Source organism: Clostridium aciditolerans, from assembly GCF_016316925.1.
GTDB lineage: Bacteria > Bacillota > Clostridia > Clostridiales > Clostridiaceae > Clostridium_AM > Clostridium_AM aciditolerans.
Window position 1 is genome coordinate 1 of the sequence record NZ_JAEEGB010000014.1, and the last position, 24,954, is coordinate 24,954.

General features: G+C 31.6%; 23 protein-coding genes, 1 tRNA gene, 1 pseudogene, 2 riboswitches and 1 other annotated feature. Of the genes and pseudogenes, 21 read left to right on the top strand and 4 right to left on the bottom strand.

Translation table 11 applies throughout. The features are described from left to right. Positions 1–711, top strand: a pseudogene (locus tag I6U51_RS12405) (calcium/proton exchanger); the annotation flags it as partial. A 56-nt stretch (positions 712–767) separates the two neighbouring features. After that, entirely contained in the window at positions 768–1,109 is a 342-nt protein-coding gene (locus I6U51_RS12410; RefSeq protein ID WP_211142937.1) for a hypothetical protein, read from the top strand. 23 nt (positions 1,110–1,132) lie between these two features. On the opposite strand, the gene pssA is transcribed toward I6U51_RS12410, so the two are convergent. Next, positions 1,133–1,654 carry a CDP-diacylglycerol--serine O-phosphatidyltransferase gene (pssA, locus tag I6U51_RS12415; RefSeq protein WP_211142938.1) on the bottom strand — a complete coding sequence of 174 codons (522 nt, stop codon included), beginning with the start codon at positions 1,652–1,654 and terminating at the stop codon, positions 1,133–1,135. A 198-nt stretch (positions 1,655–1,852) separates the two neighbouring features. Between pssA and I6U51_RS12420 the strand changes: the two genes are divergently transcribed. The 4 genes from I6U51_RS12420 to I6U51_RS12435 all read left to right on the top strand — a co-directional run bounded on the left by I6U51_RS12420 (position 1,853) and on the right by I6U51_RS12435 (position 4,796). After that, a complete protein-coding gene (locus I6U51_RS12420; RefSeq protein ID WP_211142939.1) occupies positions 1,853–2,521 on the top strand; it encodes a TVP38/TMEM64 family protein in 669 nt (222 codons plus the stop codon). Between the two features lie 61 nt (positions 2,522–2,582). Next, positions 2,583–3,011 (top strand): CBS domain-containing protein, encoded by a 429-nt coding sequence (locus I6U51_RS12425; RefSeq protein WP_211142940.1) that lies wholly within the window; start codon positions 2,583–2,585, stop codon positions 3,009–3,011. Between the two features lie 130 nt (positions 3,012–3,141). Further along, entirely contained in the window at positions 3,142–4,032 is an 891-nt protein-coding gene (locus tag I6U51_RS12430) for a YegS/Rv2252/BmrU family lipid kinase (RefSeq protein ID WP_211142941.1), read from the top strand. 101 nt (positions 4,033–4,133) lie between these two features. Beyond that, positions 4,134–4,796 (top strand): hypothetical protein, encoded by a 663-nt coding sequence (locus I6U51_RS12435; protein ID WP_211142942.1) that lies wholly within the window; start codon positions 4,134–4,136, stop codon positions 4,794–4,796. 247 nt (positions 4,797–5,043) lie between these two features. Here the strand turns inward: I6U51_RS12435 and I6U51_RS12440 are convergent, their stop codons facing one another. Then, a complete protein-coding gene (locus I6U51_RS12440; protein ID WP_211143111.1) occupies positions 5,044–6,924 on the bottom strand; it encodes a YgiQ family radical SAM protein in 1,881 nt (626 codons plus the stop codon). A gap of 591 nt (positions 6,925–7,515) precedes the next feature. Next, a riboswitch (M-box (ykoK) riboswitch) is annotated at positions 7,516–7,683 on the top strand. A 237-nt stretch (positions 7,684–7,920) separates the two neighbouring features. Between I6U51_RS12440 and I6U51_RS12445 the strand changes: the two genes are divergently transcribed. The 8 genes from I6U51_RS12445 (at position 7,921) to nth (ending at position 15,904) form a co-directional block, all read left to right on the top strand. Then, positions 7,921–9,183, top strand: coding sequence for a magnesium transporter (locus tag I6U51_RS12445; RefSeq protein WP_211142943.1), 1,263 nt, complete (start codon positions 7,921–7,923; stop codon positions 9,181–9,183). Positions 9,184–9,199: 16 nt separating this feature from the next. After that, positions 9,200–10,423 carry an NRAMP family divalent metal transporter gene (locus I6U51_RS12450; protein WP_211142944.1) on the top strand — a complete coding sequence of 408 codons (1,224 nt, stop codon included), beginning with the start codon at positions 9,200–9,202 and terminating at the stop codon, positions 10,421–10,423. 199 nt (positions 10,424–10,622) lie between these two features. Next, positions 10,623–11,342 (top strand): spore cortex-lytic enzyme, encoded by a 720-nt coding sequence (gene sleB / locus I6U51_RS12455; RefSeq protein ID WP_211142945.1) that lies wholly within the window; start codon positions 10,623–10,625, stop codon positions 11,340–11,342. Positions 11,343–11,472: 130 nt separating this feature from the next. Continuing rightward, positions 11,473–11,714 (top strand) — a binding site (T-box leader). Positions 11,715–11,822: 108 nt separating this feature from the next. Then, positions 11,823–12,734, top strand: coding sequence for a cysteine synthase A (cysK, locus tag I6U51_RS12460; RefSeq protein WP_211142946.1), 912 nt, complete (start codon positions 11,823–11,825; stop codon positions 12,732–12,734). Positions 12,735–12,758: 24 nt separating this feature from the next. Then, entirely contained in the window at positions 12,759–13,364 is a 606-nt protein-coding gene (gene epsC / locus I6U51_RS12465) for a serine O-acetyltransferase EpsC (protein ID WP_211142947.1), read from the top strand. A gap of 53 nt (positions 13,365–13,417) precedes the next feature. Beyond that, positions 13,418–14,389 (top strand): tRNA epoxyqueuosine(34) reductase QueG, encoded by a 972-nt coding sequence (gene queG, locus I6U51_RS12470; RefSeq protein ID WP_211142948.1) that lies wholly within the window; start codon positions 13,418–13,420, stop codon positions 14,387–14,389. 96 nt (positions 14,390–14,485) lie between these two features. After that, on the top strand, positions 14,486–15,184 hold the full coding sequence (locus I6U51_RS12475) for a lysophospholipid acyltransferase family protein (RefSeq protein WP_211142949.1): 699 nt from the start codon (positions 14,486–14,488) through the stop codon (positions 15,182–15,184). An 81-nt stretch (positions 15,185–15,265) separates the two neighbouring features. Continuing rightward, entirely contained in the window at positions 15,266–15,904 is a 639-nt protein-coding gene (nth, locus tag I6U51_RS12480; RefSeq protein WP_211142950.1) for an endonuclease III, read from the top strand. A 352-nt stretch (positions 15,905–16,256) separates the two neighbouring features. Here the strand turns inward: nth and I6U51_RS12485 are convergent, their stop codons facing one another. Together I6U51_RS12485 and I6U51_RS12490 are read right to left on the bottom strand one after the other, a co-directional pair. Next, a complete protein-coding gene (locus tag I6U51_RS12485; protein ID WP_211142951.1) occupies positions 16,257–17,501 on the bottom strand; it encodes a competence/damage-inducible protein A in 1,245 nt (414 codons plus the stop codon). 28 nt (positions 17,502–17,529) lie between these two features. Further along, positions 17,530–18,564 (bottom strand): M42 family metallopeptidase, encoded by a 1,035-nt coding sequence (locus tag I6U51_RS12490; protein ID WP_211142952.1) that lies wholly within the window; start codon positions 18,562–18,564, stop codon positions 17,530–17,532. Positions 18,565–18,729: 165 nt separating this feature from the next. Between I6U51_RS12490 and I6U51_RS12495 the strand changes: the two genes are divergently transcribed. From I6U51_RS12495 to I6U51_RS12525, 7 genes are all read left to right on the top strand, one after another. Next, complete coding sequence (locus tag I6U51_RS12495; protein WP_343069647.1) at positions 18,730–20,217, top strand: VanW family protein; 1,488 nt, start codon at positions 18,730–18,732, stop codon at positions 20,215–20,217. A gap of 152 nt (positions 20,218–20,369) precedes the next feature. Then, positions 20,370–20,456: transfer RNA gene (locus I6U51_RS12500), tRNA-Leu, on the top strand. A 529-nt stretch (positions 20,457–20,985) separates the two neighbouring features. Continuing rightward, positions 20,986–21,657: an N-acetylmuramoyl-L-alanine amidase family protein gene (locus I6U51_RS12505; protein WP_246517319.1), complete on the top strand. Its 672-nt coding sequence runs from the start codon at positions 20,986–20,988 to the stop codon at positions 21,655–21,657. 261 nt (positions 21,658–21,918) lie between these two features. Further along, positions 21,919–22,218, top strand: a complete 300-nt coding sequence (locus I6U51_RS12510; protein ID WP_246517320.1) for a four helix bundle protein — start codon at positions 21,919–21,921, stop codon at positions 22,216–22,218. 216 nt (positions 22,219–22,434) lie between these two features. Then, positions 22,435–22,902, top strand: a complete 468-nt coding sequence (locus I6U51_RS12515; RefSeq protein ID WP_211142954.1) for a tRNA (cytidine(34)-2'-O)-methyltransferase — start codon at positions 22,435–22,437, stop codon at positions 22,900–22,902. 15 nt (positions 22,903–22,917) lie between these two features. Then, entirely contained in the window at positions 22,918–23,757 is an 840-nt protein-coding gene (locus I6U51_RS12520) for a DegV family protein (RefSeq protein ID WP_211142955.1), read from the top strand. A 520-nt stretch (positions 23,758–24,277) separates the two neighbouring features. Further along, a riboswitch (glycine riboswitch) is annotated at positions 24,278–24,347 on the top strand. A gap of 143 nt (positions 24,348–24,490) precedes the next feature. Then, positions 24,491–24,868 (top strand): GrdX family protein, encoded by a 378-nt coding sequence (locus I6U51_RS12525; protein WP_211142956.1) that lies wholly within the window; start codon positions 24,491–24,493, stop codon positions 24,866–24,868. The last annotated feature ends 86 nt before the right edge of the window (positions 24,869–24,954 follow it).

Genomic DNA, 24,954 nt, shown 5'->3' on the forward strand with positions numbered 1-24,954 from the left:
CAAAAATTTAATAGGATAGTTGCGAGAACAAACTTTAGCATGCTTCTTTTGGCTATGTCTACCATTATAATAGTTGCATCTCTAAAAGAATATAATGAATCGCTATCAAATGTTGTACTTACAACGATAAGCATAAAGGTTGCTGTTGTATTAGTAATTGTATATGTGCTGGGACTTATATTTTCTCTTTATACTCATAGCAATTTGTTTATTGTAAGTGAGCAAAGCTTTGAAAATAGGTCTATTAAAAATAAAAAATATATGAGAATAATTCTTGAATTAATTATAATATCCATTATATTGTACTTCATAAGCGAAAAGTTAATATATAATATAAAAGAAACGGTAGAAAACTATAAGCTTTCACAAGAATTTCTAGGTATAATATTAATACCTATACTAGGAAACGCTGGTGAAAACTTTTCAGCTATTGTATGTGCAACAAAGAATAAGGTGAACTTAAGCTTGGAAATTGCTATAGGTTCAAGTATTCAAATTGCTCTTTTTGTTACACCTATTTTAATGGTACTTGCTTACTTTATAGGAGTGGAAATGACTTTGCTCTTCACTGGTTTTCAAATAATAATGGCCTTAATTGCAATAGTTATGGCTTTTATAGTTTTTCAAGATGGTAAAACCTATTGGTTTGAAGGTGCGATTTTAATAGCTATTTATATAATAGTTACCTTGGCTTATTACTATGTGGTATGAATTTATAAGAATAATAATATAAATAAATATGATATCAAGATTATAAGGTGATAAACATGCCGCATAGAAAGTTAGTTGAAGAATATTATACTGATATAAATAATGTAGCAGATTTACTAAATAAACTTGTTAACGCGTATAGACTTTTAATTGGTGGGGCTGGAGAATTGAACGGTATTGCTTTAGCACATAAAAAAGATGTTAAACATGCTCTAAAAAGAGTGAATGAATTAGGAGAGGTAATAGATGACCTAATAGATGTTCTAGACAAATCTAGCTATATATACATGGATTACTGCAAAATAAAGTCTCAAATCATGGAATATCAGATTCAAGCCCAATATATTCAAACTGAAATAGATAATGAGCTAGAATTAAAAAATGATAAAAAAGAATAGGTGTGAATAATCACACCTATTTTTTAAAACTTCTTAAATCTATGTTTGCAAACCATAAGATAAGATAAAGCAATTAGTATAATTACAGTTACTCCTTGAGGAGCAAGGTAATTCATAGTAATAAAACAATATAGAGCCATAAACATACCTGCAAAAGTTATAGGAATACCGAAGAATTCTCCATCAAATTGAGTAACGTTAAATCTAGCTAATCTATAAGCCCCAGCTATAGGGAATAACATAACTAGCAGATATCCTAAAAGTCCTAAGTTTGAGAATCCGTAAACGTTAAATGCAAGAATAGATGGAGCTACTCCAAAGGAGACTAAATCTGCAAGAGAATCCAGTTCCTTTCCTAAGTCACTAGATACATTTAAAAATCTAGCTACTCTTCCATCATACCTGTCAGCTAGGCATGCAAGTAAAATAAAGATAGCTGCCCACTTATAATTTTCTTGAAAAGTCATCATTAAAGACATAACACCGCATCCTAAATTAGCAAATGTAAAAACATTAGGTACAGCGCTTCTAGCTATTTTAGCCATTAAAATCACTCCTAGTAATAATTATTATTATATAAGTACATAAATGTGTAAAAAATATAGAATATCATAAGCATATTATAACTCATTTTAGAAAATTATTTAAGTAGGTATTATGCTTTTTTTATGGAAAAATTATAAATTTTTTGTTAAAATAGACTTGCTGTGTTATAAGAAAAAGTATAGAAAGTTGAGTGACATATGAAAAAAGATAAAATAAAGTGGTTAAAGTGGTTAGTTGCTATAATTTTTGGTGCAGTATTTTTATATATTATGATTAGATATGGTAAAAGACTCTCACATTTAAGATTAGGCAAAATTAAAAGATATATTTTAAGTTACGGTAGTTTTTCATCAGTTATTTTTTTAATATTATATACATTAAAACCTATAGTTCTATTTATACCAGTTTGGCCGTTATCAGTTATTGCCGGTAACATTTTTGGACCTTATAAAGCACTTATGTTAAGTATGACAGGTTGCTTTCTTTCTGGGACATTAGCTTTCTTCTTGGCTAAATTTTTAGGTAGGTCTTTTGTTGACAAGCTATTGAAGGGTAAAGCTATGACTTTGGATTCTAATATTGAAAAACATGGATTAAAAATTATGGCTATAATGAGACTGACCTTCGTTTTTCCATATGATCCACTGAGTTATGCAGCAGGCCTTACTAAGATGAAATACAGGGATTTTATATTAGGAACTATGATTGGAGTATTTCCAGAGATGGTCTCCTATTCATTTATGGGAAAAAATTTGGAGCATCCACTTTCTATTAAGTTTGCGGCTCCTATTATATTAATAATAGTTGTAGCGGGAGTTGCTATTTATGCACATAAAGCGTTAAAAGGTAAAAAAATTAACGAATAATAACTGTTCTATTAAGGGAATAATACTCCTAGTAATCAAGTTTAAAGGAGGAGTATTGGCAATGAAGGTAAAGGATATAATGACAGGGGCAGTAGTTAGTTTGAACTCAACAGACTCGGTAGAAAGAGCAGCTGAACTTATGAAAGAACATAATATAGGTGCAGTACCTGTGTGTGAAGGAGATAAAGTTATAGGAATAATTACTGATAGAGACATAGCTTTAAGATCTGTAGCAGCAGGAGAGGATTCAAAGAGTCAAAGTGTAAGAGAAATAATGTCATCAAATCCTGTAACAGGAACACCAGATATGGATATTCAAGATGCTTCTAGGGTAATGAGTGAAAGACAAATAAGAAGACTTCCTATAGTAGATAGTGAAAACTTAGTAGGAATGGTATCCTTAGGTGATATAGCTGTGAGCCCTAAATTGAATGAAGAGGCAGAGCAGGCATTAAGTAGTATATCAGAACCAAGTACACCTGAGTTTTAGAACTTAATAGTTATAAATAAATCCACAAGAGTTTTTATGAATCTTGTGGATTTGTTATATAAAGTGTTATAATATAGTAGTGAAATTTACATATGGAGGTAAATTTTATTCTAGATTAGGAGAGTTATATATGGATAAGGTAAGATTTATTTACAATCCATATTCTGGTGAAAACACTATAATAACTGATATTGATAGGGTTATTATGATACATCAGAAGTATGGTTACGAAGTGGTACCTTATAGGATTAGCTTTGAATTTGATATGAGTAAGGCCTTTGAAGGGTTAGATGAAACCTATAAATATATACTAGTTGCAGGTGGAGATGGCACTATAGATACCGCCGTAAACCACATGAAAACGCTAGGTATAGATCTTCCTATAGCGATACTTCCTGTAGGTACAGCCAATGACTTTGCTAAATTCATAGGTATTCCTGAGGATGTAGAAGCTGCTTGTGAGCAAATATTAAATAGTGTTCCGAAAAAGCTTGATATAGGCAAAATAAATGATAAGTATTTTATAAATGTTGCTAGTACAGGTCTTTTTACAGATGTATCCCAAAAAACGGATGTAAACCTAAAAAACACCATGGGTAAACTAGCTTATTATGTAAAAGGAATAGAACAACTTCCAAGCTTTAGAAAATTAAAAATAAAAGTAAAATCTGAGAATGCCTATTTTGATGGACATATGTATCTAATGTTAGTATTTAATGGACAGACTGCAGGTAATTTAAAGTTTGCATATAAAGCTGAAGTTGACGATGGAATGCTTGATGTAATCATAATTAAGGCCGGAATGATAAAAGATATGATAGCTCTATTTATAAAAATGCTAAGAGGTGACCACTTAGAAGATGCAGCAGGGCTTGTGTATTTTAAAGCCAATAAAATAGAAGTAGAGTGTTATGAAGATATTGTAACTGATATTGATGGTGAAAGAGGCCCAGACTTTCCACTTGTTATAGAGTGTATAAAGGAAGGTCTCGAGGTTCTTGGAGTAATCGCTAAGAATTAAGATGCTAGCAAGCATCTTTTTTTTATTATCCATGTAAAATAGTAATATTAAATAAATTTCAGTAATAAATATAAGTAGTATCAATATAAGGTGAGGGGACTATGTTAAGTTTTTACGGTTATATTCTTATAGTATTTATTATATTTATCCTTATGATAGAAGCAGTATACATAAGTAAATTTTCGCCTAATAAAATTAAAGCTGCTGCTATTATTGTAATTGCGACAATACTTTTAAGGGATATTTCATTGCTTATTTTATCCTTGTCTCATAATATAAAGCATCTTTATTTACTTAAGCCAATTTTCTTTTTGAACTTTATAAGTATGCCATTATTAGCGCTAATTGCACTTTATATTTTTATAAGAAAAGACAATATAAATTTTTCCTATATATTTATAATAGCGGCCATATTGGCTGGGTTATATGGAACAATGATATATAAGTGCCCAGCATTAGTACAAACAAATGAAATTTATGGATATACTATAACTTTAACAAAAGATTTATATCTATACTGGATTTACGTAATCTTAAATACTATAATACTGTTTCTAACTATAGCTTTATCCAGTAATAAAAATATAAATAAATTAGGAATTAGTATGATAATCTTTGCAGCTCTTATAACGATAATTGAATTTATATTATGGATTATAGGTATAAGAATCTTATCTGAAAATGTGATAGGGGACATGCTGTGGTCTATAACTATAGTATATGCATTAAGTAAAGTGAGGAAAAAAACGAGAAGCGTTTTATAGAGGACAATTGACAGAGGACAGAGGACAGAGGACAGTGAAGGTGAGTTTTCTTCCTTACGTCAGAAAACTATTATATTTTTAAGCTCGTTTCGCTAAAGCGAAACATCGACTTATAGTATAAATTTAAGATTTTTCGTAGTGTAACGTAGAAAAATCCTCCTTCATTGTCCTCTGTCAATTGTCCTCTGTCCTCTAAAAAATGCGACCCATTTTTTTATATTACAAACTGTAGTTTATTTACCTATAACTATCTTTTAAACTTTTTTGATGTATTTCTTTGGTTTTTAGACTCAGTTTTTTGTGTTTTATTTTTGGAATACCTTGGTTTGTGTGGTGCTGAAGAAATTAAGCACTTCTTGTCTGTTCCAATTAAGTCTTCACGACCAGCCTTAATTAAAGCTTCCTTTACAAGCCTATGATTCTCAAGTACAGTGAATTGCATTAGAGCTCTTTGCATATTTTTTTCTTTTTGTTCTCGTGGCACATATACCTTTTCACCAGTTAGAGGATGTATGCCCGTGTAATATATAGTAGTGGACAAACTTCCAGGTGTAGGATAAAAATCTTGCACTTGTTCTGGAGTATATCCCATGCTCTTAATATACTGAGCAAGCTCTACAGCTGCATTTAAATCACTGCCAGGATGACTTGACATGAGATAAGGAACAAGAAATTGATTCTTTTTTACTTTTTTGTTTATTTCAAAGTATTTCTTAGAAAATTTATCATAAACTTCTTTTTTAGGCTTACCCATCTGTTTAAGAACCTTATCACTTATATGTTCTGGAGCAACTTTAAGTTGGCCGCTTATATGATGTTTACAAAGCTCTTCGAAAAAATCCGTATTTTTATCGTAGACAAGGTAATCATATCGTATTCCGGAGCGAATAAATACCTTTTTAATTCCAGGTATTTTTCTTATTTGTCTTAGTAAGCTTAAATATTCCTTGTGATCTACTATAAGGTTTTTACAAGGTGTCGGTGATAGACACTGTCTGTTTTTGCATACCCCAGCAGTTTCCTGGATTTTGCAAGCTTTATGTCTAAAGTTTGCAGTAGGGCCCCCTACGTCATGTATATATCCTTTAAAATCATCCAAGGATGTTAAAAGGGTAGCTTCATCTATAATAGACTTTTGGCTTCTGTTTTGAATTGTCCTTCCCTGATGAAAAGTAAGAGCACAGAATGAACAACCGCCAAAGCAGCCTCTATGACTTGTTATAGAGAATTTAACTTCTTTTATAGCAGGAATTCCACCTTTAGCCTCATACATAGGATGATAATTTCTGGTGTAAGGTAAATTATAAACTACGTCCATTTCTTCTTCTGTTAGTGAAAACTGAGGAGGATTTTGAATGATATATTTATCGGAATGCTTTTGAACTACAGTTTTACCTCTAATAGCATCTTGTTCAAAATATTCTAGTTTATAGCTTTCTGCATAAGCATTTTTATTTGTAGAAACTTCTTCAAAGGAAGGAACCTCTACAAAGTCTCTTAATTGAGATAAGCTATTAGAAAGATATACAGTTCCTCTTACATCAGTAACTTTTTGAATAGACATTCCATATTTCAAAAGGTTAGCTATCTGTACTACAGTTTTTTCGCCCATACCATATATTAAAAGATCTGCTTTAGAATCCAAAAGGATACTTCGTCTTACTTTATTATCCCAATAATCATAGTGAGCAAATCTTCTTAAACTAGCTTCTATTCCACCGAGTATAACTGGGACATCCTTATAAGCTTCTCTAACTCTGTTAGAGTATACAATAACAGCTCTATCTGGTCTATGGCCTGATTCACCACCAGGCGAATATAAATCATCATGTCGCTTTTTTCTAGCTACAGTATAGTGATTCACCATGGAGTCAATATTGCCTGAATTAACTAAAAAGCCTAATTTAGGTTTGCCGAGTTTTTTAAAGTCATCTGCGTTATTCCAGTTAGGTTGGGCAATTATGCCTACAGTAAAACCTTCATTTTCAAGTACTCTAGATATTATGGCAGTACCAAAGGAAGGGTGATCCACGTAGGCATCGCCTGTAACTATAATAAAATCCAATTGATCTATGCCTCTTGCTTTTAAATCATTTTTACTTACAGGTAAAAATTTATTATTTAGTATCATTGATATTCTCCGTTCTTTTAAAATTTTGTATCCAAAATTTTTAGAGGACAGAGGACAGAGGACAATGAAGGTAAGTTTTCTTCCTTACGTCGGAAAACAAATTTATTTTTAATACTTGTTTTTCTAAGGCGAAACATTGACTTATAGTAATAGTATAAGTTAAAGATTTTTCGTAGTGTAACGTAGAAAAATCCTCCTTCATTGTCCTCTGTCAATTGTCCTCTGTCCTCTAAAAATAATGCTTTGTATATTTTTATATCATGAGTTTCAGTAAATGAAAAACAGTAATTTACAGTACATAAAAATCATTAATATATTAACACAACGATAAAAAAATATGAATAAATAATTTAGAATAATAGTTAAATTAAATAAAATGCTTTGAATAAATTTACAAAAATTACAATAAAAGATTTTGATGAAAATTAAGAAAATAGCCAAAATCTTGCATGAATACTAGTAATATTGAAAAAAATAAAAATAATATAATATAACGGGCGAATTTAAATAAATTTTATATTTATGGTTGCATTTTAAGGAATTTGTACTATAATAAATAATGAAAGAAAGTTAATAATAAAAGATATATTTTACTTATGTTAGGTGAGGCTCCTATATAGATACACGCTACTGCCCGGAAACATCGAGAGATGCCAATGGGTCAACAGGTATTACCGAATCAAGGTTTTACTTAATGTAGCTGAACGATTTAAGTTCAAAGCTATATAGTGCTAAAACTCGTACTATAAAGTTTTAGTTTGCATGGAGCCTATAATTTTTATAGGCTCCTTTATTTTATTTTTTAGGTGGTGTTTTTAAATGGAGGTTGGCCCTTATAGTGGTCGATTTAGGTCAAAACAAAATTTAATATTGAATATACAGAGGAACATTTACATTAACCGATAAAGAAATTTACTTCTAACATTTAGGCATTTCTATAAATTCCTTATCAGTTTTGTAAATATTCCTCTGTGTATGGAGGGAGGAATATTTATGAAAAAGCTATCTAATTTCTTCTTAAGTAAGGTTCTTTACAAAAAAATCTATGATGAGTTTAATGAACCCGTAGGCAAATTATGCGATATTTATGTAACTACTGAGGATGGACTCCCAAGAGCTATAGGCTATATGGTAAAGAAAGACGGCGAAATTTTTAATTGTGAATTTAAACGTATTTCCTTTTATGAGGACGATGACAGAATACGTATTAAAGGTGAAGGAATAAGAGAAATCATTCTTCAAAAGTACTCTTATCTTTTATCGAAACATTTATTAGACAGACAAATTGTTGATATAAATGGGAAAAAGCTTGTAAGAGTTAATGATCTAAGAATTGCAGAAATAGCGGGAGAGTATAGAGTAGTAGCTGTTGACTCAGGTGTACTTGCTCTTGGAAGAAGACTTGGATTAGAGGGTTTAGTTAAAAGCTGTTACAAGATGTTTGATAAAAAACCATCTGATAGTTTAATAGTATGGGATAACGTTGAATCACTTGAGATGGTGAATAATAATTTGAAACTATCTGTAACCTACAAAAAGCTTTCGAAATTGCATCCTGCAGATTTAGCGGATATTTTAGAGGATATGGATATAAACTATAGGAAAAGAGTATTTGAGAGTCTTGAACGAGATCTTGCTGCGGATACTTTAGAGGAAATTGAGCCAGACATCCAAGCTGATATATTGGAAAACTTAAGTCAATCTAAAAGAGATGAAGTTCTAGATAATATGCCTAACGATGAAATTGCAGATATTTTAGAGGAGATAGATGAAGAAACAGCAGAGGATATTCTTCTCAGCATGGAAAAAGAGGATGCTGACGAAGTAAGGTCTTTAATGAGATATAGTGAAGAAGCGGTTGGAAGTATAATGAATAAGGATTTTATATCCTTCAATATAAACATAACTGTTGAAGAAACCATTGAGCTTCTAAGAGAGATTAATCCAGATGATGAAGTTTCTCATTATATATATATTACCGATGAACAGGAAAGGCTTCAAGGTGTAGTTCCATTAAAAAGCCTAATATTATCTAAACCACAGGAAAAGTTAAAGGAAATAATGCTTGGTGATATAACTAAAATAGAAGACCATGAAAATATAGATGAAGCTATAGAGCTTTGTGTTAAATACGACCTTCTTTCTCTTCCAGTAATAAATAGTCATCAGAAACTATGTGGTGTAGTAATCATGAGTGACATAGTGGAAGACATACTAATTCCAACATGGAGAAGAAGATTTAAAAAGGTAGGATAGAAAGAGGTAGATAAACATGAAGAGTAAAAATAGATTTCTAATGATATTAAGTATAATTGGCCCAGGAATTATAACAGCTAATGCGGGAAATGATGCCGGTGGAGTTACTACCTACTCCGTTGTTGGTGCTCATTATGGATATTCAATGTTATGGGGAATGTTTGCTATAGCTATAGGACTTGCAGTAGTTCAAGAGATGAATGCAAGAATGGCAGTTGTCACAGGTAAAGGTCTTTCGGACCTTATAAGAGAAAGATTTGGTGTTAAATGGGCTTTTTTTGCTATGCTTGTACTTCTTGTAGCAAATCTCGGTGTATGCATAGGTGATTTTGCCGGTATAGCTGCCAGCTTAGAGTTATTTCATATAAGCAAATATATTTCTATACCAATACTCACAGCACTTATTTGGTTTATATTAACAAGAGGAAATTATTCAAAGGCAGAAAAAATATTTTTGTTTTTAACAATCACATTCTTTGGTTATTTTATAACAGCTTTTCTTGTAAAACCAAATTGGAGTCATGTTTTTGTAAGTATAGTGAAACCACAAGCAAAGTTTGATAAAAATTATTTTTTAGTTCTCATAGGAATGGTAGGTACAACAATAACTCCTTATATGCAATTTTATTTACAATCTTCAGTTGTAGATAAAGGTATATCTATTAAAGAGTACAAATATGAAAAAGCTGATGTATATCTTGGAACGATCTGGGCTATATTAACTGCTTTAGTCATAACAGTTTGTACTGCTGAAACACTATATAAAGCTGGCATAAGTATAGATACAGCACAAGATGCGGCATCAGCACTAGGACCACTCGCAGGAAATTATTCATTTTTATTATTTGCAGTAGGGCTCTTCGGAGCATCGTTTTTAGCATGCTGCGTTATACCTTTATGTACTGCTTATGCTGTATGTGAAGCCTTTGGCTTTGAAAGTGGATTAGACAACAAAATAAAGGAAGCACCTGTATTCTTTGGATTATTTTTATTTATGATTTTAGTAAGTGCAATAATTATACTTATACCAAATGTATCATTAATTAATATAATTCTGGTCACTCAGCAGCTGGCAGGTGTATTATGTCCTGTAGTGCTAATATTCATGATAATACTTGTAAATGATGTTGAAGTTATGGGCAGCTATGTTAATACAACAGTTCAAAATCTCATAGCTAAAGGAACCGTTTTGTTAATAATTATGCTTACGATTTTAGCTTTCGGTGCAAATTTTATATAATTTCAGATAAAAAAGCCATAGTTTTTGACTAGGGCTTTTTTATTTGTTGTTTTGGGTAATCTTTACAACCTTTCTTTTAGCTTAAAAATGTATTTTTTATAACTTTGTGTATAAACTAAATTATATCGTAAGACCTAAAATATACCGATATTACTAGCTTTATTAAATATTTAGTTTATAGCAAGGAGTGAGCCTATGTATGTCTAAAAAAATTATGAAATTCAAAAAGGAAATAGCTTGTGTCCTTATCGTTATATTTACATACATTACTACTTCAATTTGTATGATTCCTTACACAAGTGCAGTTAAAGCAATAGCCTACTATTATGGGTCAAGAGGAGATGTAGTTTCACAAATACAAAGTAGGCTTAGAGATTGGGGATATTATACTGGAGGTGTAGATGGAATATACGGCTATCTAACTTTTACTGCAGTAAAAAATTTTCAAGCTAAAAATGGCTTAGCTGTAGATGGAATTGCAGGTAATAATACACTTAATGCTATTGGAATTAATGTTGCAGGACTCGAAGCTGCTGCTTCTGGTAACAATAATAGTACAGCTACAAGCAATCAGGACTTAATGCTCTTAGCAAGGCTTATTAATGGAGAGGCAAGAGGAGAACCATATGAAGGGCAGGTAGCTGTTGGCGCAGTGGTGTTAAATAGAACAAGGGATCCAAAATTTCCTTCATCCATAGCTGGGGTTATATATCAACCAGGAGCATTTACTGCTATAGTCGATGGTCAGATAAATGCAAACATGGTTCAAAGTTCTATAAATGCTGCACAAGACGCTTTAAATGGATGGGATCCATCAGGCGGCGCTATTTACTACTTTAATCCGGCAACAGCTACAAGCGCATGGATATGGTCAAGACCATTAATCAAAATAATAGGTAAGCATAGATTCTGTAGTTAATGTGCATTTTATATATTAATAGAAGCTTAAAGATTGATAAAAATTAATTATTCAGATAAGTTTAAAAAAATATTGACAAAGGAAAAAATAGTTGTATAATAAGAGATATACAATTCGTATCAAAATACTCGGAAATACTTTGAAAAAGGAAAGTAGCTTAAATTAAGTTTTACAGAGAAGGAACTATATGCTGAGAAGTTTCTGAATAAGGTTTAAGTGAAGTGCCCTTTGGAGTTATACACCGAATTAAGTAGGCTGTATCGGATCCACCCGTTATAGTGGTAGAGCATAGCGCTGTGCTTGAACTAAAGCTGAGGTCTTTAATTGAAGACTTAAGTAGAGTGGAACCGCGGATTTAACTCCGTCTCTATTATATATAGAGACGGAGTTTTTTGATATTTAAAATAGTAATACACTCAAATTAGGAAAACTTTTCAATAAATTGATGTAATTTTTAAACAAAAAAGGGAGGAATTTAAAATGATATTTAATAATGTTATTGACATGATAGGTAATACACCTTTATTTAAGCTAAGTAATATAGTAGGAGAAGACATGGCTGATATTTATGTAAAGCTAGAAAAGTTTAATCCTGGTGGAAGCATTAAAGATAGGGCTGCGTTAGGCATGATAGAAAAGGCCGAGAGAGAAGGAATTATAAAACCAGGATATACCATAGTTGAACCTACAAGTGGAAACACAGGAATAGCACTTGCTATGATAGGAAAGTTAAAGGGATATAAAGTAATAATTATAATGCCGGATACAATGAGTATAGAAAGAAGAAACATGATGAAGGCTTATGGAGCAAAACTTGTATTAACAGAAGGTATAAAGGGAATGAAAGGTGCTATAGAAAAGGCAGTAGAAATAGCAGAAGGTAAAGAAGGATACTATATACCACAGCAATTTATAAATGAAGCAAACCCAGAGAAACATTATGAAACTACAGCAGATGAAATTATTAAGGATTTAAATGAATTTGATGCATTTGTAGCAGGTGTTGGGACAGGGGGAACTATAGCAGGTGTTGGTAAAAAACTTAAACAGCATAATGGCAATATAAAGGTTGTAGCAGTAGAACCTGCAAAATCTCCGGTTATATCAGGCGGACAGGCTGGAGCTCACAAAATACAGGGAATAGGAGCTGGTTTTATACCAGATATATATAATAAAGAAATAGTAGATGAGGTTATGACTATAACTGATGAAGATGCTTTTGAATATGCAAGACTTATGGGAAAAGAAGAAGGCGTACTAGTAGGAATATCTTCAGGTGCTAATTTAGCTGCAGCAGTGAAGGTAGCAAAACAACTAGGAAAAGGGAAAAAAGTTGTAACTGTAGCACCAGACGGTGGAGAAAAATATTTATCTATGGGATTATATGACTAATATTAATTAGAGAGGTATAGAGAGATGAGAAATCCATTTAAATCACTAGTTTATGATATAAAAAGTGCTATGAAGAATGATCCAGCGGCAAGAAATCCATTAGAAGTATTTCTTTTTTATCCTTGTATCCATGCACAAATTCATCATAGAATATCTCACTTTTTCTATAAAAAGAAATTTTTCTTTACAGCAAGATTAATATCGCAACTATCCAGATTCTTTACAGGAATAGAAATACACCCAGGAGCTACAATAGGTAAAGGACTCTTTATTGATCACGGTATGGGAGTGGTCATAGGAGAAACAGCAGAAATCGGGGATAACGTAACACTTTATCATGGAGTAACTTTAGGTGGTACGGGAAAAGATAAAGGGAAAAGACATCCTACTGTAGGAAACAATGTTATAATAGGATGTGGAACAAAGGTTTTAGGGCCTATAATAATTGGAGATAATGTAAAAATAGGAGCTAACTCTGTTGTTTTAGAAGATATGCCATCAGATTGTACAGCTGTGGGAATACCAGCAAAAATTGTTCGAAGAAAGCAAGCGGCAACACAAGCGCCAATAATAGAAATAGAGGATTTTAAGGGAAGAAGAAGAAATATATACAACGAAATGGTTATTTAGGCATCTGAAAGAAAATAACAAGTCAAAGCTAGAGCACTAAAGAAGGTGATTAATTGGATTACAAAAGCAGCATATTAGAGTATTGTAACAAGCTTGGTTTAGATACCGTTGGCTTTTCAGAATGTAGGGTTTTTGATGAATTGAGGCAATACTTTGAAAGCAGAAAAAATAAAGGATTAGAAAATGAATTTGAAGAGAAATGTATAGAGAAGAGGATAAATCCTTTTCTCTATATGGAAGACGGGAAAACAATAATATCTATTGCTTTCCCTTATTTATTTAACTTAAATTGTAAAAATACTACAGGATTTTCAAGTTATACTCATGGGAGAGACTATCATGTTGTGGTAGCTCATTATTTAAAAAGTATATGTGACTATATACAGAGTTTGGGAGGTAAGGCTATATATTTTGTAGATAGCAATTCCCTTCCTGAAAGATATATTGCCCTGCAAAGTGGAATAGGATTTATAGGAAAAAACAATACTCTGATTACAGAAAGATATGGTTCTTATGTATTTTTAGGAGAAATAATAACTAATCTGCCTATAGAAAAAGATAAGCCTTTAGGAGATAAATGTGGAAACTGTAATATATGTCAAAACGCATGCCCAACAGGTGCAATAAAAAACGAGAATAACCCTAACATATGTCTTTCGTATATAACTCAAAAAAAGGAAATAGATGATGAATGGTTTGGCAAATTAAATGGTAGAATATTTGGATGTGACACATGTCAAAAGGTTTGTCCATATAACAAAGGTGCTGAAATATCAAAAATAGAAGAATTTAGGCCTTATGACTTTATGGAAATGGCAAGTTTAGACGAATTAATAAGTTTAGATAAATCAACATTTAAAGAGAAGTATAGCCAAACATCTTGTGGCTGGAGAGGTAAAAACGTACTTCAAAGAAATGCTTTAATTAATGTGATGTGTCTAGAGAAAAGTAGAAAACCTGTAAAGTTTAGTTCACCTTATGTACAAAATTATTATAATAGACTTCTAAAATACTTGAAACTATAATTTAATTATATGATATAATATTTAGGAAGTAATTTTTATTTGTATAGCTTATATAATTTTTATTTTAAACCATGTAAATGAAAGGTGGACTATATTATGATTTCTCCTGGAGCAGCTAGGATAATAGGCTATCTTCCTAAAGATGTAGTTCGATTTTTTTCTGGGAAACTGATTAAGAAGTATCTAAAAACCTATGCAGATATAGAAGTTAAGGGAATGGAGAACTTAAAAGACGTAAAAAAGCCTATACTATTTGTATGTAACCATTTAAGTAATTCTGATGGATTGGTAATAAATAATATACTAAGAGATCAGGATATAACCTTTGTAGCAGGAGCAAAACTATCCGACAATCCGTTGACTAGTTTGGGTGTATACATTACTAAAACTATAACTATTAAGCCAAATACTCCTGATAAAGAAGCTATATCAGGAATAGTAAAGACATTAAAAGAAGGAAAAAATATTCTCATATTCCCAGAAGGTACAAGAAGCAGAACTGGAAGTATGATTAAGGCTAAAAAAGGAATTATATTAATTCAAAGATTGTCAAAAGCCTCAGTTATACCACTTGGTATCTATGGTAGTGAGAAACTTCTTCCTATTAATGAAAATGATATGGGACAAGAAAAGTTCCATCATGCAAAGGTTACACTCTCTATAGGTGAAGAGGTACAAATACCTGCTAAAGATCGTGAGGAAGACAAACGTGAATATGAAGAAAGAGCAATGAAGTTCCTAATGAAAAAAATTGCAGAACTTTTACCTGAACAGTATAGAGGAGAATATAAGTAATACCCATTATTTTGAATGGGTATTTTTTTCTATTGAAGATACAATATTAATATGTAAGAAAAGTAAAAGTAGGTGAACATTTTGGAAAAAGAAAATATAGAGAAAACATTAAAAGTATTAAGTGAGACCTACCCTAATGCTAAATGTGCATTGGAGTTTAAATCACCTTATGAATTATTGGTTTCAACAATACTATCTGCACAATGTACTGATGTAAGAGTTAATCAGGTTACGGAGGAATTATACAAAGAATATAATACACCGGAAAAGATGATAAGCTTGACAGAGGAAGAGCTAGGAGAAAAGATCAGAAGCTGTGGATTTTATAAAAACAAAAGTAAAAATATATTAGGAGCTACAAGAGATATAATACAAAAACATGGTGGTGAGGTACCAAAAACAATGGAAGAACTAATAGAACTTCCGGGAGTAGGAAGAAAAACTGCTAATGTAGTTTTATCTAATGCTTTTGGAGTGCCGGCTATTGCGGTAGATACTCATGTATTTAGAGTATCAAACAGATTGGGAATAGCTAAAGGTGATACTCCTGACCAAGTAGAAAAAGGCCTTATGGAAAACGTTCCAAGAGAAATGTGGAGCGATACTCACCACTATTTGATATGGCATGGAAGGCAGATTTGTAAAGCTAGAAAGCCACAATGTGAAATATGCCCACTAGCGCCTTACTGTGAATATTTTAGTGACGTGAATAAAGATTAGCATACTAAGAAAGACAATTATAATGTATGTTAACAATTATAGGTTAGAGTTATTTAGGACTTTTATTTGAACATTATTTACTATATGTTAGGGAAATTAACCAGAAAGTTAACTTATACAAAGGGATATGTTTCCAAAGACTGAAGGTAGATTTAAAAACTTTGTGCCAGTCTTAGTGAAGGGTTTTAAGAGAACCTTAGAACTTTAGAGTTGTTTGAGCGTAGCGAGTTCTCGAAAGTTCTTAGGTTATCTTGAAACACAAGCTATAGACTGGCTAAAAGTTTTTAACGGACTGAAGTTTTGGAAACATAGCCCGGGGTATAAGTTAACTTTCGGCCTAGTACATCTATATTTATTTATACTGTTCTAATAATTCTCTTCGCACCCAGTCTAGTGCAGTTATAGTAGTTCTTCTTCTTATCATTTCTCTACTGCCTGTAAATTCACATTTTTTAACCTTAGTTATTCCGTTAATATAGAGACCTATATAGACTAAGCCTACAGGTTTTTCCGAAGTACCGCCACCTGGTCCTGCAATACCAGTAGTTGATAGTCCTATGTTTGTTTCGGATGTTTTAGCAATACCTTCTGCCATTTCCTTTGCAGTTTCTTCACTTACAGCACCAAATATCTCTAAAGTTTCTTCCTTTACACCTAGACGCTTGATTTTCGCATCATTACTGTAGGTAACAGCGCCTTCCATAAATACTGAGGAGACGCCTGGATAATCTACAAGCTTTGAAGCGATAAGCCCTCCTGTGCAGGATTCAGCAGTAGATATAGTTAAGTTGTTTTTTATTAGCAATTCAGCTAAGACTGCTTCAAGGGAAGTTTCGCCTTCCCCATATATATGTGTACCAAGTCTACTACGAATTTCATTTTCTACAGGAATAATAAGCTTCTTTGCATTCTCTTCTGTATCTGATTTTGCAGTAATTCTTAAAGTTACTTCCCAGTCCTTGGCATAAGGTGCTACAGTAGGGTTTGTGCTATTATTTATGATATCAGATATTTGTTCTGCCATAATACCTTCACCTATGCCGCAAATTCTTAGAACTTTTGATTGTAGTATCTCGCTACTATATTTCTTTAATAGAGGAACTACAGAATTTTCAAACATAGGTTTCATTTCCCTAGGTGGCCCAGGCAAAACAATAAGTAATTTACCATTTTCCTCTATAGCACAACCTGGTGCGGTACCATAGTCATTAGGTAGAACTAATGAGTCCTTTGGAAAATATGCTTGTTTTATATTATTTCCCTTTAACTCTCCTTTTGATGTGTTAATAAAGTGTAATTTTAATTTGCTTAATGTATCCTCGTGCAGAACCATTTCTTTATTAAAATATTCTGCACCAGTTTCTTTTGTTAAATCATCTGGTGTAGGACCAAGTCCACCGGTAGTTATTACTATATCAGCTCTATTAAAAGATTCTTCAAATTCTTTTTTCAATCTTTCACTGTTATCCCCAACTACAGATTGATGATATACAGAGATACCTAGATCTGCTAGTCTTTTTGATAAATATTGAGCATTGGTATTCACTATATCGCCAAGTAAAAGTTCTGTTCCTACGCAGAGTATTTCAGCTTTCATTTTGACAACCTCCCCGACCTATATTGTTTTAATTCTGGCAGTATTTTAAAAGTAAATCTAGAGTAGCCATTACCCCATTCATGTGGGTTCTCTCATATGCATGAGAAGCAAAGACACCAGTTCCAATTAGAGCTGTTTTTATATCCCAACCTGCTTTTTGTGCGGCAGAAGCATCAGACCCATAATTAGGATATATATCAATTTTATAAGAAATATTATTCTCTTTACACATATTAATAAGATTTTTTCGAAGCTCTAAATCATAAGGACCAGAGGAATCTTTGGCACATATACATACACTGTATTCAGATGAATTTTGTCCAGGTCCAGGAGCGCCCATATCTATAGATAAAAATTCTTTTGTTTTCTCAGGTATAAAAGAAGCACCATGACCTACTTCTTCATAATTACTTATTAAGAAATTTATAGTGTAAGGAAGAGAAATTTTATTTTCTACTATATATTTGATTGCATATAAAATTATGCCGGCACTTGCTTTGTCATCTAGATGTCTGCTTTTTATAAAGCCGTTATCTGTAAAAATAGTTCTGCTATCAAAGCATATAAAGTCACCTATATTTATTCCTAAATTCTCAACATCCTCTTTTGAAAATACTTTTTCATCTATAATAACTTCCATATTTTCTGGAACTCTTTTTAGTTCACGGGCCTCATTTCCATGTATATGTACGGAAGGTTTTATAGTTTGAATAGTTCCTGTGTAAACTTTGTCATCTAAAGTGTGTATCGTACAGTTTTCGCCATCTATAGAATTCATCATGAAGCCACCTACAGGGGCTAGAACCAAAGCTCCATTAGCTTTAATTTCTTTTACCATAGCACCTAATGTGTCTATGTGAGCTGAAATAGTCTTTTGATATTCAGAATTTTCACCATCTAAAGTTACTATAAGACATCCTTTATTAGTAGTTGTATAGGGTACTTTTAGCAGGTCTAGCTCATATTTCATATAATTCATAACTTTATTTGTGAATCCACTAGGACTTGGAGTTGTCAATAGGTTCCTGATATAATGTTTTACTTTTTCTGTATCATAGTTCATTTAGATACACCTCACTTTAAGTTATTTTGTAAGAAGATACATAATTGTATAATTAATTCTATACCTTATGATTTTTTAGTTCAATAAATATTTGTATGAAGAAAACAATTTAAATAAAATTGCTTTTATAGTATAATTATTAGGTGAAATAAAGAGGTGATGCCTGTGGCAAGAAAAAAAAGGAGTACTAAAAAAAAGGTTTCAAATGCAGTACTTATTGCTGTAGCTTTTCTTATAATAGGTACTGTAGGGTTTGGGGTATACCAGTATAATGTGGTTAAAGCTTGGTCAAATGTAATATATCCAGGGGTAAGTATATCAGGGGAAGACTTATCAGGGAAAACAAAAGATCAAGCAAAGAAAACTTTAGAACAAAAATATACTAATTCAGTAGAAAAGAAAAAAGTAAATATAATAACTCCTGATAGAACTTATACATTAGATTATTCAAAGCTAAATCCTAAATATAATATAGACGAAGCCGTAAGCCAAGCATTTTTATATGGTAAGGATTTTAACGCCTTTAAAAAGTATAAAATAGTAAAAGGTTTCGAGAAAAAACAATTTTCTCTAGGGATTACTTATGACAAAAATCCAGTAAATGAACTTATAGATAGTATTGAAAAAGATATAAATAAAGATCCTGTAAATGCGACATTAAAAATAAGCGGAGGAAATATTACAGTAGTACCAGAAGAGAGTGGAAGAAAGCTTCAAAAAGATAAATTACAAAAAGAAGTTTCATCAAAAATTGATGAATCAGCAGGAACTGATGCAAACATTAAGGCTCCTATTGAAGCAACTGCTGCTAAGATTACTGCGGATAAGATATCTTCTATTAATGCAAAAATATCAACTTATACTACAGAGTATGGTTCTATATCTTCGAGAGAAAGGGCTAATAATATAAGATTAGCAACAAATATTATAAATGGTAAAGTACTCATGCCTGGAGATAGTTTCAGTTTTAACGATGTGGTAGGAGAAAGAACTGCTGAAAAGGGATATCAAGCGGCTCCAGTTATTATTGGAAACCAAATAGACTCAGGGCTTGGTGGCGGAATATGCCAGGTATCTACAACATTATACAATGCAGTACTTAGAGCTAATATAAAATCTGTTGAAAGAGCTCATCATACACTACCATCGCACTATGTACCACTTGGAATGGATGCTACTGTTGACTATGGCAATTTAGACTATAAATTTAAAAATACTTTTGATTATCCAATATATATTGAAGGAGATGCTTCTGGAGGAAATGTTACATTCAATGTATATACGAATTCTTCTTTAAGTGATGTAGTAACTGAGGTGAAATCTCAAGTTTATGAGACTATACAACCGGGAGTGCAGTATGTAGATGATCCAACATTACCAGATGGACAAACTCAACAAGTTCAAGCTCCTTATACAGGTTACAAGGTAAAAGTTACAAAAAGAACTACAAAGAATGGCAGTTTGATAGGTGAAGATGTTATAGCATATGATTTTTATAAGCCAGTGGATGGGGTTATAAAAAGAGGTACTAAAAAGCCGGTTGAACCACCTAAAACGAGTGAACCGCCAAAAATAAGTGAACCACCTAAAACAAGTGAACCGCCAAAAACAAATGAACAGCCCCAAACAAATGGAAAAACTCCAAAAAGTTAGGCAAAGTTTAATTAAGCAATCTTCGAGGACTAAATCCTGTACTATACAGGGCTTAGTCCTTTTAATTTCCTCTTCCATTTATCATTTTTACATAAAAGCATTGTCGTTATGGAATATTATGGTATAATGTAATTGTAAATTTATTCAAATTTGCGGATATGGCGGAATTGGCAGACGCGCTAGATTCAGGTTCTAGTGAAGGAAACTTTGTGCAGGTTCAAATCCTGTTATCCGCACCAGGTTATTGTAGAGTAAAATAAACAAGGGCTTCATATATTGTAATGAAGTCCTTGTTTGTTTTTTATATAATCCAAGTTTAACTTATACACTAAAATTTATTGGTAATATTTAAATTTAAGATAAATACTTTTTAGTTGAGAGTTAAGAATTTAGAGTGAAGAGTGAAGGAGGATTTTTTTACAAAAAATCTTTAAAAATTATAGATTTTCTGGAGCATAGAGTAAGAAAATCATCCATAACTCTTAATTCTTCACTCTCAACTATTTATTCTTTATCTTTTCTATAAAAATTACCAAATTAGTTTATAGTATAAATTAACTTTATAGTTATTTTCTCTATAACATATTTACAAATACGTAACTTATAAATATATTGAGTTATATTGAAAATATTCCATAATTTGTATATAATATAATTATGTTTTAATATTAATTGAGTTTAGTTATTCTAAAATTTATTAAAAAGGATAGTGAGAATATGAGAATTGGCAACAGGAAAAGGTTTTTATTTTCTTGTATTTTTTTTACTATGATAATGTTATTATTTGGGAAAGCCGTAAACCCGGTTTATGAAAAGGTGTTAGGTGAGCCATATTCACCTATGGTTAAAGCTATAGATAAAAATAATAAATTTAAGAAACCCATTAGGGAATATACTATAGTGCTAGATGCTGGACATGGGGGAATTGACAATGGCACGAGTTATAAAGATATGTATGAGAAGTATTTAACCTTTAAGATAGTAAAGTATGCAGAAGCATATCTAAAAGATAAAGGATGTAAAGTAATTTTAACAAGAAATGAGGACAAGCTTATACCTCTAAAAAAAATAGGAGAGAAAGTTAATGAGGCCAATGCAGATGCATTCGTTTCGATTCATATAAATTCTATAAATGATGTTACTTTTAAAGGCATAACTACGTATTACTACGATGCAAAGGGTTATCAAAAAGATGAAAGAATGAATCTTGCACAAATTATAGAAAAAGAAGCTATAAAAGATGATGGATGGGAAAATAAAGGTATAAGAAGAGAAAACTTTGCAGTACTTAGGTATAGTAAAATACCTTGTGTCTTGGTAGAGTGTGGATTTATAACTAATAAGGAGGATAGAGAAAAGTTGTCAAAAGAGGAAGTGTTAAAGAGATTAGCTGAAAATATATCAAATGGTACCATAGAATATCTTGAATCGGTAAAATAAAAATTTTGCGAAACAAAATTTAGAGGGCAAAGGACAATTGACAGAGGACAATGAAGGAAGATTTTTCTCCGTTACACTACGAAAAATCTTTAATTTATTTATAAATCTATGTTTCATATTTTTTAAAACTGAATAAATTTATGTGGATAAGTCTAATATTTTATATGAATTGATGAATTTAGGAGGTTAAAGATTGAAAGAAAACTTAACTTATAAAAAGCCTTTGTTTTTGCAAAAGAAATTGTTAGCTTATATAAATATTTGACTGAAGAAAAGAAGGAATACATTATTTCAAAACAAATTCTTAGATCAGGAACAAGTATAGGAGCAAACGTAAAAGAAGGACTAGATGCTCAAAGTAGAAGAGATTTTTTAAATAAGATGAATATAGCTCTTAAAGAAGCATCTGAAACAGAGTATTGGTTAGAACTTTTAATTGCTACTAAATACATTGATGCTAACGCATCAGGGAAATTGATTGCTGAATGTAAAGAACTAAACAAAATCTTAAATTCTATTGTTAAAACCACAAAGAAAAATTTAAAAATCATAGAAGATTGATAACTTGACACGGCCTAACGGCTTGCTACAAAGTAGACTATTGTGGAAAAATAATTAAAGGTTTTCCGTAGTGCAATGGAGGAAAAGCAACAATCACTGTCCTCTGTCAATTGTCCTCTGTCCTCTTGAAATTCTCTTTACTGTTATAATATTATGGAGTAATATATATGGAGTAATAGAATGTTTATAACAACATACTGATTGGAGGAGAATAAATTGAATTTAAATATAGTATTATTTGAACCAGAAATACCACAAAATACAGGAAATATAGCAAGAACTTGTGTGCTTACAGGTTGTAAATTGCATTTAATAAGGCCATTAGGATTTAGCTTAGATGAAAAACATCTTAAAAGAGCTGGGTTGGATTATTGGAAAGATTTAGATTTAACCATATATGATTCCTATGATGAGCTTAGAGAGAAGTATAAGGATTCGACTTTTTATTTCTCAACCACCCATGCTAAAAACTCATACCATGAAGTAAACTTTAAGCCTGGAGATTTCATTGTGTTTGGAAAAGAATCAGCAGGGTTACCTGATAGAATAAGAGAAAGTGATCCTGAAAGTGGCATAAGAGTTCCAATGATAAACACTACTACCCGTTCTTTAAATTTGTCAAATACTGTTGCTATAATTGCATATGAGGCGTTAAGGCAGATGGATTTCCCAAATATGAAATAGGACGGTATAAGCTTGATGGAAAAAATAAAGATAATAACGGATAGTACATCTGATTTACCTGAAGAAATAGTAAAAGAATATGATATAGAGGTGCTTCCGCTATTAATTAATTTTGGAGAAACAACCTATAAGGATAGAATAGATATAAACTTACAGGAACTCCTATTAAAAATGGAGCAAAGCGATGAATTCCCTGGAACGGCACAGGTTAATCCTCAAAGATTCCTAGAATGTTATAGGAGTTATAGGGAAAAAGGATACAAGATAGTTTCTATACATATTTCTTCTAAAATGAGTGGAACGTATCAGTCTGCGTGTATTGCTAAGGAAATGCTAGGAACAGATGATATTGTGGTAATAGATAGTTTAAATGTTACGTCAGGTCTGGGACTTTTGGTGCTTAAGGAGGCTAGGTTAAAAGAAGCAGGATTAGGAATTAAAGAGATAGAAAGCGAAATCAAAACTTTAATTCCACATGTAAAGAGTGTGCTTGCTTTTGAAGCCTTAGACAATCTAGTTAAGGGTGGAAGATTATCTAAAACCGCAGGGGTTATAGGCAATATATTAGGTATCAGACCAATTTTAGCAGTAGAAAATGGCGAGATGGTAGTTATTGATAAGGTACGAGGTAACAAGAAATCTATAAAATATATTTTAGATTATATAGATAAAAAAGGAATAAAAGAGGGGGAAGCCTCTATACTTGTACATGTCGAAAATAAGGAGATATTAGATGCTTTAAAGGAAACTTTAAAGTCAACAAATAAGGAATTTATAGAATGTGAAGTAGGATGTGTTGTAGGTATACATTCAGGCCCTAGGGCTGGTGGTGTATTTTTTATAGAGAATCATTAATGAATACGATATATTGTTAAAAAAATATCTATAGTTTATTAACAATATGGAATTAAAAAGACTTTGTTTGACAAATGTAATCTTGCAAACAAAGTTTTTTTGTCGTATATTTAATTTTATTGAATGAAAATTAAGAAATATACCAAGGGTTATTGAGCATTTTAGCGAATATATTGTAAATATATTGAAATATAGCCAAGATATACGCGAAAAATGGTATTGAAAAAGCAGATAGATCTTATAATAAAATTGAATACTTAATATGTTCTAAATGTATAGAATTTTTTGTTTGTCTATTATATAATTAAGTTGTCAGTGAAAATGTTAAAAAATTAATAAAGTTGGATGAAATTTTCGAGAGATTAAGTAGAAAACTTAACAAATTTTGCGTTGATAATCTACTTACTATATATTAGAGCGTATAAGGTTCTAATATATGGTATCCTTAAATGGATAGCCGAAGGAAGAAGTATTATTTTGCTTAAATAATATGAAGCTCTCAGGCAAAAGGATCGAAAATGGACAAGTCTCTGGAAAGCGGCAAGCACCGAAGGAGTAAAACTCTCAGGTTAATAGACAGAGGTAGAAAAGCGAATGCTTTCTGCCTCTGTTTTTTGTTAACTTAAAATGTCGAAATATATTTTGATTAGAAAATGTTTAAAATATTAATTGATTACAATCTGATATACGATATAGTTGGTGTTAAAGTTTCGTTTTGAAAAGGAGAATAAAAATGATAGAGCCAGTAATTATTGTAACTAATAATCCAATGAGCAGAGAAAATTTAAGCAATAGTCATGAAATCGATTACGTAGTTGGGAATACAATGGATGTATTTAAAAAGGTAAGAGATTACATACATAAAGGACATAAATTGCTCACACATCCTTTAATGAGTAGTATAAAACCTAATGAAACTCCTTACAGAACAGTTGTTATATCAAAAGGCAAAAGTGAATCCGTAGATATACAATCTTTAAATTATATAGAGGAAGGTATATATGCTACTGAGAAATTCACTCAAAAGTTTGGTATTCCACAATGGAGCAAGCAAGTGCTAGAAGACTTTCAACTTATAGACTATGATTTAATCTATCATGCATTTAATTAAGCAGGCATCCAAAATCTAATGAATAATAGCATAAATGTATGCTTAAAATAGTACCATTGCAATTAAATTTAGTAATGCGTACTTAA

What these genes read in the sequence shown, in the direction of transcription:
- I6U51_RS12410 (WP_211142937.1), top strand. Translation starts at nt 768, where the DNA reads ATGCCGCATAGAAAGTTAGTTGAAGAATATTATACTGATATAAATAAT.
- pssA (WP_211142938.1), bottom strand. Translation starts at nt 1,654, where the DNA reads ATGGCTAAAATAGCTAGAAGCGCTGTACCTAATGTTTTTACATTTGCT.
- I6U51_RS12420 (WP_211142939.1), top strand. Translation starts at nt 1,853, where the DNA reads ATGAAAAAAGATAAAATAAAGTGGTTAAAGTGGTTAGTTGCTATAATT.
- I6U51_RS12425 (WP_211142940.1), top strand. Translation starts at nt 2,583, where the DNA reads ATGAAGGTAAAGGATATAATGACAGGGGCAGTAGTTAGTTTGAACTCA.
- I6U51_RS12430 (WP_211142941.1), top strand. Translation starts at nt 3,142, where the DNA reads ATGGATAAGGTAAGATTTATTTACAATCCATATTCTGGTGAAAACACT.
- I6U51_RS12435 (WP_211142942.1), top strand. Translation starts at nt 4,134, where the DNA reads ATGTTAAGTTTTTACGGTTATATTCTTATAGTATTTATTATATTTATC.
- I6U51_RS12445 (WP_211142943.1), top strand. Translation starts at nt 7,921, where the DNA reads ATGAAAAAGCTATCTAATTTCTTCTTAAGTAAGGTTCTTTACAAAAAA.
- I6U51_RS12450 (WP_211142944.1), top strand. Translation starts at nt 9,200, where the DNA reads ATGAAGAGTAAAAATAGATTTCTAATGATATTAAGTATAATTGGCCCA.
- sleB (WP_211142945.1), top strand. Translation starts at nt 10,623, where the DNA reads ATGTCTAAAAAAATTATGAAATTCAAAAAGGAAATAGCTTGTGTCCTT.
- cysK (WP_211142946.1), top strand. Translation starts at nt 11,823, where the DNA reads ATGATATTTAATAATGTTATTGACATGATAGGTAATACACCTTTATTT.
- epsC (WP_211142947.1), top strand. Translation starts at nt 12,759, where the DNA reads ATGAGAAATCCATTTAAATCACTAGTTTATGATATAAAAAGTGCTATG.
- I6U51_RS12475 (WP_211142949.1), top strand. Translation starts at nt 14,486, where the DNA reads ATGATTTCTCCTGGAGCAGCTAGGATAATAGGCTATCTTCCTAAAGAT.
- I6U51_RS12485 (WP_211142951.1), bottom strand. Translation starts at nt 17,501, where the DNA reads ATGAAAGCTGAAATACTCTGCGTAGGAACAGAACTTTTACTTGGCGAT.
- I6U51_RS12490 (WP_211142952.1), bottom strand. Translation starts at nt 18,564, where the DNA reads ATGAACTATGATACAGAAAAAGTAAAACATTATATCAGGAACCTATTG.
- I6U51_RS12505 (WP_246517319.1), top strand. Translation starts at nt 20,986, where the DNA reads ATGATAATGTTATTATTTGGGAAAGCCGTAAACCCGGTTTATGAAAAG.
- I6U51_RS12520 (WP_211142955.1), top strand. Translation starts at nt 22,918, where the DNA reads ATGGAAAAAATAAAGATAATAACGGATAGTACATCTGATTTACCTGAA.
- I6U51_RS12525 (WP_211142956.1), top strand. Translation starts at nt 24,491, where the DNA reads ATGATAGAGCCAGTAATTATTGTAACTAATAATCCAATGAGCAGAGAA.